Below are 13270 nucleotides of genomic sequence, written 5' to 3'. Positions count from 1 at the left end.
GGCGGCGGCACCAAGGCTCTGCTAAGAGCGCGTCATGCTACGGATTCAAGACATAACCTACGCCGTTGAAGGCCGCCCACTGTTCGATGGGGCCAGTGCGACTATTCCCGACGGCCACAAGGTAGGCCTTGTGGGGCGGAACGGCACGGGGAAGACAACCCTGTTCCGACTGATCCGGGGCGAATTGGCTCTGGAATCAGGCAATATCAATGTCCCAAAGCGCGCCCGGATTGGCGGAGTGGCGCAAGAGGTGCCCTCCTCGGACGTGTCGCTGATCAACACGGTTCTGGCCGCCGATACCGAGCGCAGCTCGCTGATGGACGAGGCCGACACCGCGACCGATCCCACACGTATCGCCGAAATCCAGACCCGCCTGGTAGATATCGACGCCTGGTCCGCCGAAGCGCGCGCCGCCTCGATCCTCAAAGGTCTTGGGTTTGATGATGACGACCAGTTGCGCCCCTGCTCCGATTTCTCGGGCGGCTGGCGGATGCGCGTGGCATTGGCGGCGGTGCTGTTTTCTCAGCCCGATCTGCTGTTGCTGGACGAACCGACGAACTACCTGGACCTCGAAGGTGCGCTGTGGCTGGAGAGCTATTTAGCCAAATATCCGCACACCGTCATCATCATCAGTCACGACCGCGGGTTGCTAAACCGCGCGGTGGGGTCGATTCTGCATTTGGAAGACCGCAAACTGACCTATTACGCGGTTCCTTATGACAAATTCGCCGAACGCCGCGCTGAACGGCTGGCGCAGGCGGAATCCGAGAACGTGAAAGCCAAGGCCCGGATCGCCCATCTGCAGAGTTTCGTGGATCGCTTCCGCTACAAGGCATCCAAGGCGGTTCAGGCCCAGTCACGCCTGAAAATGATCGAGCGCATTCAACTGGTTTCAACCCCTCAAGAGGCCGCTCTGCGCGCATTCTCCTTCCCCGAACCAGAAGAGCTGTCCCCGCCGATCATTCAGGTTGAAGGCGGCGTGACGGGCTATGGTGAAACCGAGGTACTGCGCCGCTTGAACCTGCGTATTGACCAGGACGACCGGATCGCGCTGCTGGGCAAGAACGGTCAGGGCAAGTCGACCCTGTCCAAGCTGCTGTCCGACCGACTGCCTTTGATGGCCGGCAAGATGACCCGCAGCAACAAGCTGCGGATTGGTTATTTTGCGCAGCATCAGGTGGATGAGCTTTATGTGGACGAAACGCCGCTGGACCATTTGCGACGCCTGCGCCCGAACGAGGCGCCGGGCAAGTGGCGGTCGCGTCTGGCGGGGTTCGGGCTGAACGCGGATCAGGCTGAAACCAAGGTTGGTCGTCTATCGGGCGGCCAGAAGGCACGCCTTTCGCTGCTGATCGCCACCATTGACGCGCCGCATATGTTGATCCTGGACGAGCCGACCAACCACCTGGATATCGAAAGCCGTGAGGCGCTGGTCGAAGCGTTGACCGCCTATTCCGGTGCGGTGGTTCTGGTCAGCCACGATATGCACCTATTGTCGCTGGTCGCGGACCATCTGTGGCTGGTCTCGGACGGAATGGTCAAACCCTTCGAGGGAGATCTCGAGACCTATCGCACCATGCTGCTGGGACGCTACAAACCGGCCAAAGAGAAACCGCAAGTGATCAAGCCCAAGCGCCCCTCGCGCGAGGCAGTGCTGAACCTGCGGGCGGACCTTCGCAAATGCGAGGACCGGATCGAGAAGCTAACGGATATGCATGATAAACTGTCGGCCAAACTTGCAGATCCTGCGCTTTACGAGGACGACAGGAAAAACGATCTTGCAACGTGGAACCGGAAATTTGCCGAAGTGGTCGAAGCCATGCAAAAAGCCGAGGCGCTTTGGGTTGTCGCAGCCGAACGCCTGGAAAAGGCCGAAGCGACATGACGAAACCCGTAATCGAAACGACAGCCATGATCGCAGGCATGCGCCCTGAACTTCAGGACGCAGAATTTGCCTTTGTCGTTTGGCCGCATGACAAAGCTTGGCCCGAAGGAACGCGGGCCAGTTGTATGGAGGCCGAAGGTTTGTCCCTTATCGTGCCGATCGACGCAGCACCCGCTGGCGCCATCAGTATGAAGTGCATCACCTTGCGGGTTCATTCCTCACTGGAAGGCGTTGGCTTGACTGCCGCTGTGTCCGATGCTCTTGCACAAAGTGACATTCCGGCAAACATGGTCGCGGGGTATCACCACGACCACGTCTATGTTCCAAGCAATCTGGCGGAAAAAGCTGTGGCCGTTCTGTTAGACCTCCAACAAGGTGCCGGCAAATGATCGACCTCGCCTTTTTCATCACTGCCTTCACCACCCTGTTCGTGGTGATTGACCCCTTTGGCACCGCGCCGATTTTTGTGGCTTTAACTCAGGACATGGACGCCCGCGCCCGTCGCCGGACGGCCTATCGCACCTGTGCCGTTGCCTCTGGCATACTCATTGCCTTTGCCGCCTTTGGCGAAGCGGTGCTGGGCTTTGTCGGTATCTCGATGGAGGCCTTCAAGGTCGCCGGGGGCGCGTTGTTGTTTCTTACCGCATTGGACATGCTGTTCGAACGACGCACCAAACGCCGTGAAGACCGGGTCGAGGAAGAAGAGGAACACCACGACCCGTCCGTGTTCCCACTGGCCATTCCGCTGGTCGCCGGTCCCGGATCAATTGCGACGATTATCCTGCTGGCCGGACAGCACCCGGGCATTCTTGGCATTGTCGAGGCCTGTATCGTCATGCTGGCCGTCATGGCCGTGGTTTTGACCTTCTTCCTGTCCGGCGGCTTGATTGCGCGTTTGCTGGGCAAAACCGGCCTGAACGTATTGACGCGGCTGTTGGGGATGCTGCTGGCGGCGTTGTCGGTTCAATTCATCCTGGACGGCCTCAAGGCCTTTGGTTTTGCGTCGTAAAACCCCATATATCTTTCAGAGAATATGGTGAGGAGCGCTATGGACGGCGACAACATTGGACGTTTGGTATATCTGGCCGTGCTTGGTACGGCCGTTGTGGCGTGGTTTGTCGCACAAAACCGCCAATCTCTGAACAAAACGCTGCAGCAGGCTTTGGCGTGGGTCTTTATCTTTGTCGGTGTCATTGCCGTTGTCGGCCTGTGGGAAGACATCCGCACCACTGTTGGCCCTGCCCCGCAAATGACTGTCACCGGCCAGACCATAGAGGTTCCGCGCGCCTCCGACGGGCACTATTATCTGCCCATTTATGTGAACGGAGAACCGGTCACCTTTCTGGTGGACACCGGCGCAAGCCAGATTGTCTTAAGCTCGCGGGACGCCGAACGTGTTGGCATTGATCCCGATCAGTTGAATTATTTCGGCCGGGCAAACACGGCCAATGGCGTTGTGCGGACCGCGCCAGTGCGCCTGGATACGCTGGCATTGGGGCCAATCACGGACCAGAATATCTCGGCCTGGGTAAACGAAGGGGAATTGGACAAATCCTTGCTGGGTATGGATTACCTGCATCGGTTCTCGAATATCCAGTTCGCCAATGGCCGCCTGCTTTTGTCTCGCTAAGGCATCCGTTGCCGCAATTCCACAATTGAGAACAAAATAAGAACATGCTAGCCTGACAGCATGTCTACACATCTTCTTGGCCGCAAACCCGCGCGTGACGTGCCGGGGATAGATCTTCATCCGCAGATCAGACTGCAACTGGCCCGCGTGCACGAGGCCTGCGGCCCCGCCCGGCGCAGCTTTGCCATGTGGCTGGCGGGGCAGATGCAGGGGCCGGTGCTGTGGATCGCGCCCGCATGGGAGCCCGGCCAGCTTAACCCTGATGGCATGATGGCCTTCGCCGATCCCGCCCGGTTCATCTTTGTGCGCCCGACCCGGTCCGAAGATCTGCTGTGGTGCGTAGAAGAGGCCCTGCGCAGCGCGGCCATGCCTTTGGTTGTCGGTGATCTGCCGGGCGCGCCGGGGCTGACGCCAGTGCGGCGCATGCATCTGGCCGCAGAACAGGGTGGTGCGATGGGGCGTGCCCCGCTGGGGATGCTGCTGACCCCCGGTGACGGAGGTGCACAGGGGGTAGAGACGCGCTGGCACATGGCCGCAAACCATCAGGGGGAGGCCCGGCGCTGGACCCTGACCCGCCGCCGCGCCCGCGCCCTGCCCCCGGTCAGCTGGCATGCCACGCAGACCAAACCGCGCGCCGGTCTGCACCTGCAACAGATCGCCACAGAAGACACACCCGTGTGATCACGCGCCCCTCACGGGGTTTGTGACTGGCCAAAGCAAGGGCCGAGCCCTAGCGTTTCGGGATGAGCCACGCGATCCATGATAGCCGATACTCCTGGCTGCGACTTGCGATCACTTTGATCATCGCAACCGTGGCAAATGTGGGAATGTGGGCAGTCATCGTTGTGATGCCCGCCATCGAAACCCAATTCAACGCCGGACGTGCCGAGGCCGCGATGCCTTACACATTGGCCATGATCGGGTTCGCCTTTGGCAATTATTGGATGGGGCAATTGGTGGATCGGCTGGGCGTGACCAAAGCCCTGACCGGGGCCGCAATCCTCAGCGCGACCAGCTATCTGCTGGCGACACTGGCGCCCAATATTGTGATGTTGTCGGTCGCACATCTTCTGTTGGGCCTCGGGGCATCCATCGGCTTTGGACCATTGATCGCCGACATCTCGCACTGGTTTATGAAACGCCGCGGGATCGCTGTGGGTCTGGTGGCAAGCGGAAACTACCTGTCCGGGGCTATCTGGCCGACATTGCTGTCTGGAATACTTGCGCGCGACGGCTGGCAGCAGGTCTACCTGACGCTGGCCGTCATAACGCTGCTGGTCGTTATCCCCCTGTCTCTACTGTTGCGCCGACAGGTCCCGGCCGAGGCGCACAGCACCGCAGCGTCTGCCGCACAAATCAAGGCGCGCAGCGTTGGCATTTCCCCCCGGGCACTTCAATACATCCTCGGTCTGGCCGGTATTTCGTGCTGTGTCGCGATGTCGATGCCTCAGGTGCATATCGTGTCCTATTGCGTCGGGCTGGGTTACGGACCCACAGTCGGCGCCGAGATGTTGTCCCTGATGCTGTTCGGAGGTGTGATCAGCCGAGTAATATCAGGCATGGTCGCCGATCAACTGGGCGGCGTTCTGACGGTTCTGATCGGCTCGGTCCTGCAATGCCTCGCGCTGTTTCTGTTCCTGCCTTATGACGGGATGGTCTCACTCTACCTGATCAGCCTGCTTTTTGGCCTGTCACAAGGCGGCATCGTTCCCGGTTATGCCCTTATTGTGCGCGAATATATGCCCCCGCGAGAGGCCGGTGCGCGCGTGGGGTTTGTCATGATGATGACGATCATGGGCATGGCGCTGGGGGGATGGATGTCCGGCTGGATTTACGACGTGACCGGCAATTACCAACTGGCTTTCGTAAACGGCATTCTATGGAACGGCCTGAACATCGGAATTCTGCTGTTTCTGCTCAGCCGCTCGCGCGCCCACAGACAAGAGGTTTTGGCATGAGATCATTGACGCGGCGCTTTCTGATTGCGGGTCTGGCGAGCCTTCCGTTGGCACGGCCAACTCATGCTGCGTTGGTCCAATATGAATTGTCTCGAGCCGGGACGTCCGTCGGCTTTTCCTTCATGCTTTCGGGGGTTGCGCAGTCAGGCACGATGCCGATCCAATCGGCAGATATTCGGGTCGACACGGATCAGTTACAAAACAGCCGTGTCACCGTCGTGTTGAATGTAGCCGCGGCGCGCACCCGGTTGCCCTTTGCCCGCGGCCCGATGCTAAGCAAAAGCGTGCTAAACGCGCAGGAATTTCCGAGCATTGCGTTCAAATCTACCCGAATACAGCTTGGCCCCACTGGCCGCATTTCCGAAGGCGCAACCATCACCGGAAACCTGACGGTGCGCGGGGTCACACGCCCGGTGACCCTGCAAGCCAATCTGTACCGTCAACCCGGATCCGAGGCTGATGATCTGAACGCATTGTCAATTCGACTGTCGGGCGCGTTGAACCGTCACGAATTCGGCGCCTCTGGTTATCCCGATCTGGTCGCCGATACCGTGTCTTTGAACATCCGGGCCGAGTTGACCCGCAAGGCCTGACACCCAAAGGACAAAAAACGACGCGCAGAGGTCGAATTATCACGCGCAACGCTCGCTGATGGGGTAATGCTGGGCGCACTATGCGCACGATCATTTCTTTTGCCGCCCTGTTTCTTTCTGTCATTCTTCTGCAGCTCTCGACGGGCGGCGTTGGTCCTTTGGATGCGATCTCGGGCATCACGCTTGGGTTCACGACCGGACAAATCGGTATGTTGGGTTCGGCCCATTTTGTTGGCTTCTTCATTGGCTGCTGGTGGTCCCCCCGCCTGATGGGCAGTGTCGGACATTCGCGCGCTTTTGCGGTCTGCACGGCCTTGGGTGCAATGGGTCTTATTGGACATACGTTGACCGAAAACCCGTACATCTGGGCAGCCCTTCGGGTCGCATCCGGAACCTGTGTCGCCGGGGCCTATACGGTGATCGAGGCATGGCTGAACGCCAAAGTCACAAACGAAACGCGCGGCCGCGCCATGGGGACTTATCGCATCGCGGATATGGGCGCGTCTCTGTGCGCGCAGTTGATCATCGCGGTTCTGCCGCCTGCTTCATACGTGTCCTACAACTTGCTGGCGATTCTGTGTTGTGCATCCCTGTTGCCGCTGACGTTGACACGGGCCAGCCAGCCGAAAACACCCGACGCCCCTCGGTTAAAGCCCAAACTGGCCTGGCGCAGCTCGCCTCTGGCTGTTGCAGGGGTGATCGTTGCGGCGCTCAGCTCTGCGTCGTTTCGGATGGTTGGTCCGGTCTACGGTCAGGAAGTTGGGCTGGACGTGGACCAGATTGCATTCTTCCTGGCGTCATTCGTATTGGGTGGCGCACTGGCGCAGTACCCGGTTGGCTGGCTGGCCGACAAATATGACAGGCGCTGGGTGCTGATCTGGCTATCCGTTGCTGCGGTCGTCAGCAGCGGTGTCACAATGGCGGCCAGCGGAACAGGAACGGTAGGCGTCATGCTGGCTGCCGTATTCTTTGGCCTGACAACCTTCCCGATCTTCTCAGTCTCTTCCGCTCATGCGAACGACTTTGCAACGGCAGAAGAACGGGTCGAGCTTTCCGCGGCACTAATGTTCTGGTTCGCTTTGGGTGCGATAGCCTCACCTTATATTTCATCGACATTGATTCAGCAGTTCGGACCCGGAGCCCTGTTTGCATTTGTGGCGGTCGGCCATGTTTTCCTGATAATCTTTGGCCTGGCCCGAATGCGCTCACGCCCGACGCCCGAAGAGCGGACCAACTATGTCTACGCACCACGCACGTCGTTCACCATCGGTCGTTTGCTGAAACGGTCGCGTGAAAAGCAATAAAAAAGGGCCGGAAAAACCCCGGCCCCTTTCGATTAGTGTTCTGTTCGCGATCCTTCTTCGATCACGCCGCCTTCTTCGGCAGGTTCAACCGTCGATTCAAGCGCACCGTTAACGACACCCCCGACACCGTTTTCCATAGACAGGCCAAGCTCTTCGCCCAGCTTCTTGAGTGCGGGCATCTGCACCGCCATTCCCATGATCGAGTCCAGCGCCTGGTTGACGACCGGCTTGTCGCCGTTCGATGCGCCACCGCCATTCGTGCCACCGATTCCGCCAACCTGATGGATCTTGATCGAGTCGATCTTCTCAGCCGGTTTGACCATTTCCGCGATGATCGACGGCATGGTTTCGATCCGCGCCAGATCAACCTTCATGCGGATCTGATCCACTGACAGCACGTTGTCTGCTTCGACGATCGCACGCTTACCTTCGGCTTCGGCCAGCATGTCGTTCTTCTTGGCCTCAGCCCGAATGTTCAGAGCGTCCGCTTCGGCCTGCGCCTCTTCACGGCGGGCTTCGGCGCGGTCAGCAGCGGCTTCTTTGTCAGCCTGCGCAGCCAGTCGGATCGCCGTCGCCTGACGTTCAGCTTCACGCGTGGCTTCAATCAGGGCGATCTGCTTGATACGCTCAGCCTCGGCAACCTTCTGCGCGGTCGCCACGGCTTCGGTCGCTTTGGTCGCCTCGGCACGGGCCAAATCAGCAGATGCACGCGCGCGGCTTTCCTCTTCGGATTTCTGCGCGATGATGATCTGACGCTCTTGCTCGGCCACTTCCAGTTCACGCTCTTTCGAGATCTCGGCCTCGCGGATTTTTCGCTCACGCTCAATGTCCGCCGAACGGATCGCTTCTTCCCGCGCAATCCGGGCGCGTTCTGTTTCACGCACCGAGTCTTCGGTTCGCGCAGCGATCTCGGCCTCTTGCGCAACGCGCAGGGTTTCGACCTGTTGCGTCTGCTCGATGCGCGCCTGCTCTTCGTCCTTTTCGATCAACAGCTTCTGACGCTGAGCTTCCATCGCTGCACGACGTACCTCGACCTCGGCATCGGCATCAATCTGCGCGCGCTCTTTTTTCGAGGTCGCAATGACCTCGGCCAGCTTGCGCATACCCACAGCATTAAAGGCGTTGTTTTCGTCCAGAGCCTCAAACGGCGTCTGGTCCAACGCGGTCAGCGAGACGGATTCCAAAGACAGTCCGTTCTTCAACAGATCCTCGGACACCGCATTCTGCACCTCTTGCACAAAGTCGGCGCGGTTTTCGTGCAGACCGTCCATCGTCATCTGAGCCGCAACTGCGCGCAGACCGTCGATCAATTTGCCTTCGATCATTTCCCGTAGCTGTTCGACGTCGAACGTCCGGTCGCCAAGGGTTTGCGCAGCACGTGCGATGCCCTCTTCTGTCGCCATGACAGAAACGTAGAACTCGACGCCCACGTCGACACGCATCCGGTCCTTGGTGATCAAAGCGGCCTCACCGCTGCGCTGAACCTCAAGGCGCAGGGTTTTCATGTTGACGGGGCTGACTTCGTGCAGCAACGGCACGACGATGACGCCACCATCCATGATGACTTTCTTACCGCCAGCACCGGTTTTCACCAGGCTGATCTCTCGGGTCGCGCGGCGGTAAAGACGGCCAAGCACAAGGCCGATAAACAAAACTACTGCCAGAATGGTCACAACTGTGACGGCTAGGAATGTAAGTTCCATGCAAAATCCTCCGTGATGGGGTTAGAAATTTTGGCTATTCAGACATGCCGACCAGAACGAACCGGTCGCGCCGTCGGTCGCGCAGCACAAGCACATCGGTGCCCTGCTCAAGCGTGTCCTTGTCCTGCAACGGCTCGGCGCGCAGGTAGTGGGTATTGCCAAATCGATCCATGACGCGCACCTCGGCGGGGCGTCCGCGCGAAGCGGTGCCTTGTGTGATCACGCCACGGCGACGGGCAAGCAGGCGCTCCGACATCGCCTCGGTCTCGGTCTTGGGCAGCAGACGAGCAAAGATGCCGCCAAAGCCACGTGCAAACCACAGGCCAAAGGCACCGGCGGGAATCGCGGCCATCCAAGGCGGAAGGTCAAAGCCTAACAGGTCGCGCAGCGTCAGTTGCAGGCCCATACCGGACAAACCGAAGCCTGCCAGCAGAACCACCAGCCAGATCATGAACGGTACTTTGCCGATCCCCAGCCACGCTAAAGGTCCCGCAGAGACCGCGCCTGGCGCGTATGCCTCGATCTCGGCCAATTCGAAATCGCCCAGATCCATGTCGGCATCAATATCCAGACCGAAATCACCGACATCCAGATCGGGGGCATCCACAACATCCAGATCGACATCGCCCTCGCCCGCCATAAGGCTTCCACCCAGGACCAATGCGATCAGTTCCAGCACAAGCAGGCCGAACAGAAGCGCAAGCGCCAAAGTGAAGGGTACAAATGCACCCTCAAGCAGAAAGTCGAACATCAGTTGTTTGCCCTCGTTATTGTATACTGTGGTATACATGATGGATGGGAACTCATTGCGGAAATTCAAGGGTTTGTGATTCTAATTTACAACTTTGAGGTATTGCATGCGATGAAGGCGGTGCAATCCAAGGCTGCAAGCCAGGCCGATTTTCCCGGCGACCCGTGCCTAAAATGACGTCCGAACCAAAGCCGGGGTTTTGCTGGCCGGTTACTTAATGTAGACGGGCGCGCAGACAGTTACGCGGAAACGGAACATGGCTCGGATTCTCATCACCTCAGCGATCCCTTACATCAACGGGATCAAGCACCTCGGTAACCTGATCGGCTCGCAATTGCCGGCTGATCTGTACGCACGCTACCTGCGTGGCCGGGGGAACGAGGTCATGTTCCTGTGCGCCACCGACGAACACGGCACACCTGCCGAGCTGGCCGCAGCGAAAGCGGGCAAGCCGGTGGCTGAATACTGCGCAGATATGTACGAGGTCCAGGCGGACATCGCCAAGCGTTTTGGTATGAGTTTCGATCATTTTGGCCGCTCGTCCAGCGAGCAAAACAAGACGCTGACCCAGCATTTCGCCGGGAAGCTGGACGATGCAGGGCTGATCCGAGAAGTCAGCGAAAAACAGGTCTATTCGAACGCCGATGGCCGCTTTCTTCCTGACCGCTACATTGAAGGTACCTGCCCCAATTGCGGTTATGAACGTGCGCGGGGCGACCAGTGTGAAAACTGCACCAAACAGCTGGACCCGACCGATTTGATCGAGCCGCGCTCGGCCATATCCGGATCGACCGATCTGGAGGTGCGCGAGACCAAGCACCTGTACCTGCGTCAATCTGCGATGAAAGATCAGCTGGACGCGTGGATCGACAGCAAGAAAGATTGGCCGATCCTGACCACCTCGATTGCCAAGAAGTGGCTGCATGACGGTGACGGCCTGCAAGACCGCGGCATTACCCGCGATCTGGACTGGGGCGTTCCGGTCAAGAAGGGCGATCAGGACTGGCCCGGCATGGAGGGCAAAGTCTTCTACGTCTGGTTCGACGCGCCGATCGAATACATCGCCTGCGCAAAGGAATGGGCGGATGCCAACGGCAGGACCGACGCCGACTGGGAGCGCTGGTGGCGCACCGACAAAGGTGCGGATGATGTCCGTTATGTCCAGTTCATGGGCAAGGACAACGTGCCCTTCCACACCCTTTCCTTCCCGGCAACTATTTTGGGCACCAACACCTACAACGAAGAATCTGGGTCATCCGAACGTTGGAAGCTTGTCGACTACATTAAGTCGTTCAACTACCTGAACTACGATGGTGGTCAATTCTCGACCAGCCAGGGCCGTGGTGTGTTCATGGATCAGGCGTTGGAAATCCTGCCGGCCGACTACTGGCGTTGGTGGCTTTTGAGCCATGCGCCCGAAAGCAGCGACAGCGAATTCACGTGGGAGAACTTCCAGCAGTCGGTGAACAAGGACCTCGCGGATGTTCTGGGTAACTTTGTCAGCCGCATTACAAAGTTTTGCCGCTCTAAGTTTGGTGAGGCAGTTCCTGAAGGTGGCGCTTATGGCGACCGCGAGCAAGCGCTGATTGATGAGCTGTCCAAACGAGTCCGCGCGTATGAAGCGCATATGGAGGCGATGGAGGTTCGCAAATCCGCGCAGGAATTGCGAGCGATCTGGGTTGCGGGCAACGAATACCTGCAGGCTGCCGCCCCGTGGTCGACCTTCAAGGAAGACCCTGAACAGGCCGCCGCTCAGGTGCGTCTGGGCCTGAATCTGATCCGCCTCTACGCCGTACTCAGCGCACCGTTCATCCCTGAAGCCTCGGCCAAGATGCTAAGCGCAATGAACACTTTGGACACCAGTTGGCCCGACGATGTTGCGGCCGCGCTGGACGCCCTGCCCGCCGGTCACGCATTCACGGTGCCGGACGTTCTGTTCGCCAAGATCACGGACGAACAACGCGAAGACTGGCAATCCAGGTTCGCGGGGCAGCGCGACTGAGATTTTGGATCACAACACCATAGTTACGGAGGCCATTTGGCCTCCGTTTTCATTTGAAATGGGGCAAAAACCGGGTTTGGGCGCCAAAACTCCATAGGATCTTGGCGTAAGTCCGCTTGAAACCGGAATAATTTCCGGGCGCACCACCCGGCTGACGCATTCAAGAAGCTTGAGATAAAGTTCCAAAACGGCCATCCTGCCAAGAAATCAGCACGACTCGTCGAGGCAACAGAGTTGCCCCGGCGCAATATCCTTAGGTCTAACGAGGCGCCCGCCATGTCCCTTGCATTCAGTAATTCCTTTTTTCGACACAGAGGTCCGGTCTTGGCCATCGCGGCACTGACCAGTTTGGGCGTCTCGTTCACGGCGCTGGCGCAGGATCAAAGCGACGCGCCGCCGCCGAAAGTGTCTATTGCAGCGGCCTATACTGAAGAAATTACCGATGAGGCCGTGTTCATCGGGCGCGCCGAGGCCATTAACAAGGTGGATATTGTCGCCCGCGTGAACGGCTTTCTTGAAACTCAGGATGTGGAAGACGGTGCGCTTATCAAAAAAGACGACCTGTTGTTCACCATCGAACCCGATCTTTATGAGGCGACCCTGGAGGCCCGGAAAGCCGATCTGGACCGGGCGGAGGCCAATCTGGAACTTGCCAAGGTCGATCTGGCCCGAAAGGAAGAGCTGTACAAACGCGATGCCACCCCGGAGTCCGAGCGTGACATCGCCCGCGCCAATGAACTGGTCGCCGAGGCCGAGGTCAAGGCCGCTCACGCTGCCATCCAACAAGCAGAGTTGGACCTGAGTTACACCGAGATCCACGCGCCATTTGACGGGCGGATTGGGCGTGTGGAAACCAGCGTAGGCGACGTTGTAGGGCCGACAAATCCTCCGCTCGTCAACCTGGTAAGCGAAGCTCCGATTTATGTAAATTTCTCTTTAAACGAAAAACAATTTACCTCGGTCCTCGAACAGGTTGGAGAGAGCGCAGCTTCACTGGCTGAAAGCAACAAAAGCCCGAATGTACACCTGACCCTGCCCAACGGAACCAAGCTCGACGAAACAGGTGAGATTGTTTTTGTGGACAACCGCATCGACCCTCTGACAGGTGCGATCACCGTCCGCGCTGAGTTCCCTAACACCGATCGGTATATCATCGACGGCCAATTCCTGAGCGTTCAAATCGAAGCATTGGAACCGACCCTTCAGGTGCTGGTCCCTCAGGCCGCATTGCAGCGCGATCAGCGCGGTGAGTTCGTGCTGGTGGTGAATGACAAGCAGATGGTCGAACAGCGCTACATCACAACCGGCGACGTGGTTGGGACAGCGATTATTGTGACGGACGGTCTGCGCGAAGGTGAAAGCGTGATCGTTGAGGGCCTGCAGCGGGTTCGCCCGGGCGTTGCGGTGGATGCCGTCGTCGCCTCTGAACAGCCGGGAGAATAAC

At 58.7% G+C, this 13270-nt stretch carries 12 protein-coding genes; 10 read left to right on the top strand and 2 right to left on the bottom strand.

All coding sequences use genetic code 11. The annotated features are described in order from the left end of the window. The first annotated feature begins 34 nt into the window (after positions 1 to 34). From AC2FIB_RS02095 to AC2FIB_RS02060, 8 genes are all read left to right on the top strand, one after another. Complete coding sequence (locus AC2FIB_RS02095) at positions 35 to 1885, top strand: ABC-F family ATP-binding cassette domain-containing protein (RefSeq protein WP_496733052.1); 1851 nt, start codon at positions 35 to 37, stop codon at positions 1883 to 1885. Next, entirely contained in the window at positions 1882 to 2274 is a 393-nt protein-coding gene (locus AC2FIB_RS02090; RefSeq protein WP_058273800.1) for an ACT domain-containing protein, read from the top strand. Before AC2FIB_RS02095 ends, AC2FIB_RS02090 begins: the two co-directional genes overlap by 4 nt. After that, positions 2271 to 2894: a MarC family protein gene (locus AC2FIB_RS02085; RefSeq protein WP_058273801.1), complete on the top strand. Its 624-nt coding sequence runs from the start codon at positions 2271 to 2273 to the stop codon at positions 2892 to 2894. Before AC2FIB_RS02090 ends, AC2FIB_RS02085 begins: the two co-directional genes overlap by 4 nt. A 39-nt stretch (positions 2895 to 2933) precedes the next feature. After that, positions 2934 to 3515, top strand: coding sequence for a retropepsin-like aspartic protease family protein (locus AC2FIB_RS02080; RefSeq protein WP_496733051.1), 582 nt, complete (start codon positions 2934 to 2936; stop codon positions 3513 to 3515). Between the two features lie 60 nt (positions 3516 to 3575). Then, a complete protein-coding gene (locus AC2FIB_RS02075; RefSeq protein ID WP_496733050.1) occupies positions 3576 to 4196 on the top strand; it encodes an ImuA family protein in 621 nt (206 codons plus the stop codon). Positions 4197 to 4258: 62 nt separating this feature from the next. Further along, entirely contained in the window at positions 4259 to 5473 is a 1215-nt protein-coding gene (locus tag AC2FIB_RS02070; protein ID WP_496733049.1) for an MFS transporter, read from the top strand. Then, the gene (locus tag AC2FIB_RS02065) at positions 5470 to 6066 is read left to right on the top strand and encodes a YceI family protein (RefSeq protein WP_496733048.1); all 597 of its coding nucleotides are present in this window, start codon (positions 5470 to 5472) and stop codon (positions 6064 to 6066) included. The genes AC2FIB_RS02070 and AC2FIB_RS02065 overlap by 4 nt, the downstream gene beginning before the upstream one ends. An 80-nt stretch (positions 6067 to 6146) precedes the next feature. Then, positions 6147 to 7370, top strand: a complete 1224-nt coding sequence (locus tag AC2FIB_RS02060) for an MFS transporter (protein ID WP_058273806.1) — start codon at positions 6147 to 6149, stop codon at positions 7368 to 7370. 32 nt (positions 7371 to 7402) lie between these two features. Here the strand turns inward: AC2FIB_RS02060 and AC2FIB_RS02055 are convergent, their stop codons facing one another. Both AC2FIB_RS02055 and AC2FIB_RS02050 read right to left on the bottom strand, forming a co-directional pair. Continuing rightward, the gene (locus AC2FIB_RS02055; RefSeq protein ID WP_496733047.1) at positions 7403 to 9073 is read right to left on the bottom strand and encodes a flotillin family protein; all 1671 of its coding nucleotides are present in this window, start codon (positions 9071 to 9073) and stop codon (positions 7403 to 7405) included. Between the two features lie 34 nt (positions 9074 to 9107). Next, positions 9108 to 9824 (bottom strand): OB-fold-containig protein, encoded by a 717-nt coding sequence (locus AC2FIB_RS02050; RefSeq protein ID WP_496841672.1) that lies wholly within the window; start codon positions 9822 to 9824, stop codon positions 9108 to 9110. A gap of 256 nt (positions 9825 to 10080) precedes the next feature. Here AC2FIB_RS02050 and metG point away from each other — a divergent pair, with 256 nt between their 5' ends. Next, positions 10081 to 11826: a methionine--tRNA ligase gene (gene metG / locus AC2FIB_RS02045; protein WP_496733045.1), complete on the top strand. Its 1746-nt coding sequence runs from the start codon at positions 10081 to 10083 to the stop codon at positions 11824 to 11826. Between the two features lie 276 nt (positions 11827 to 12102). Then, the gene (locus AC2FIB_RS02040; protein ID WP_108858830.1) at positions 12103 to 13269 is read left to right on the top strand and encodes an efflux RND transporter periplasmic adaptor subunit; all 1167 of its coding nucleotides are present in this window, start codon (positions 12103 to 12105) and stop codon (positions 13267 to 13269) included. Position 13270 lies beyond the last annotated feature (1 nt).

The sequence above is a fragment of the Ruegeria sp. YTSA072 genome, from assembly GCF_059610285.1.
Note: the sequence above shows the minus strand (reverse complement) of the source record. Positions and strands in the feature narration are given on the sequence as shown.

Coding starts and splice junctions, on each gene's coding strand:
- AC2FIB_RS02095 (WP_496733052.1), top strand. CDS start 35: ATGCTACGGATTCAAGACATAACCTACGCCGTTGAAGGCCGCCCACTG.
- AC2FIB_RS02085 (WP_058273801.1), top strand. CDS start 2,271: ATGATCGACCTCGCCTTTTTCATCACTGCCTTCACCACCCTGTTCGTG.
- AC2FIB_RS02090 (WP_058273800.1), top strand. CDS start 1,882: ATGACGAAACCCGTAATCGAAACGACAGCCATGATCGCAGGCATGCGC.
- AC2FIB_RS02080 (WP_496733051.1), top strand. CDS start 2,934: ATGGACGGCGACAACATTGGACGTTTGGTATATCTGGCCGTGCTTGGT.
- AC2FIB_RS02040 (WP_108858830.1), top strand. CDS start 12,103: ATGTCCCTTGCATTCAGTAATTCCTTTTTTCGACACAGAGGTCCGGTC.
- AC2FIB_RS02070 (WP_496733049.1), top strand. CDS start 4,259: ATGAGCCACGCGATCCATGATAGCCGATACTCCTGGCTGCGACTTGCG.
- AC2FIB_RS02050 (WP_496841672.1), bottom strand. CDS start 9,824: ATGTTCGACTTTCTGCTTGAGGGTGCATTTGTACCCTTCACTTTGGCG.
- AC2FIB_RS02060 (WP_058273806.1), top strand. CDS start 6,147: ATGCGCACGATCATTTCTTTTGCCGCCCTGTTTCTTTCTGTCATTCTT.
- AC2FIB_RS02065 (WP_496733048.1), top strand. CDS start 5,470: ATGAGATCATTGACGCGGCGCTTTCTGATTGCGGGTCTGGCGAGCCTT.
- AC2FIB_RS02055 (WP_496733047.1), bottom strand. CDS start 9,073: ATGGAACTTACATTCCTAGCCGTCACAGTTGTGACCATTCTGGCAGTA.
- AC2FIB_RS02075 (WP_496733050.1), top strand. CDS start 3,576: ATGTCTACACATCTTCTTGGCCGCAAACCCGCGCGTGACGTGCCGGGG.
- metG (WP_496733045.1), top strand. CDS start 10,081: ATGGCTCGGATTCTCATCACCTCAGCGATCCCTTACATCAACGGGATC.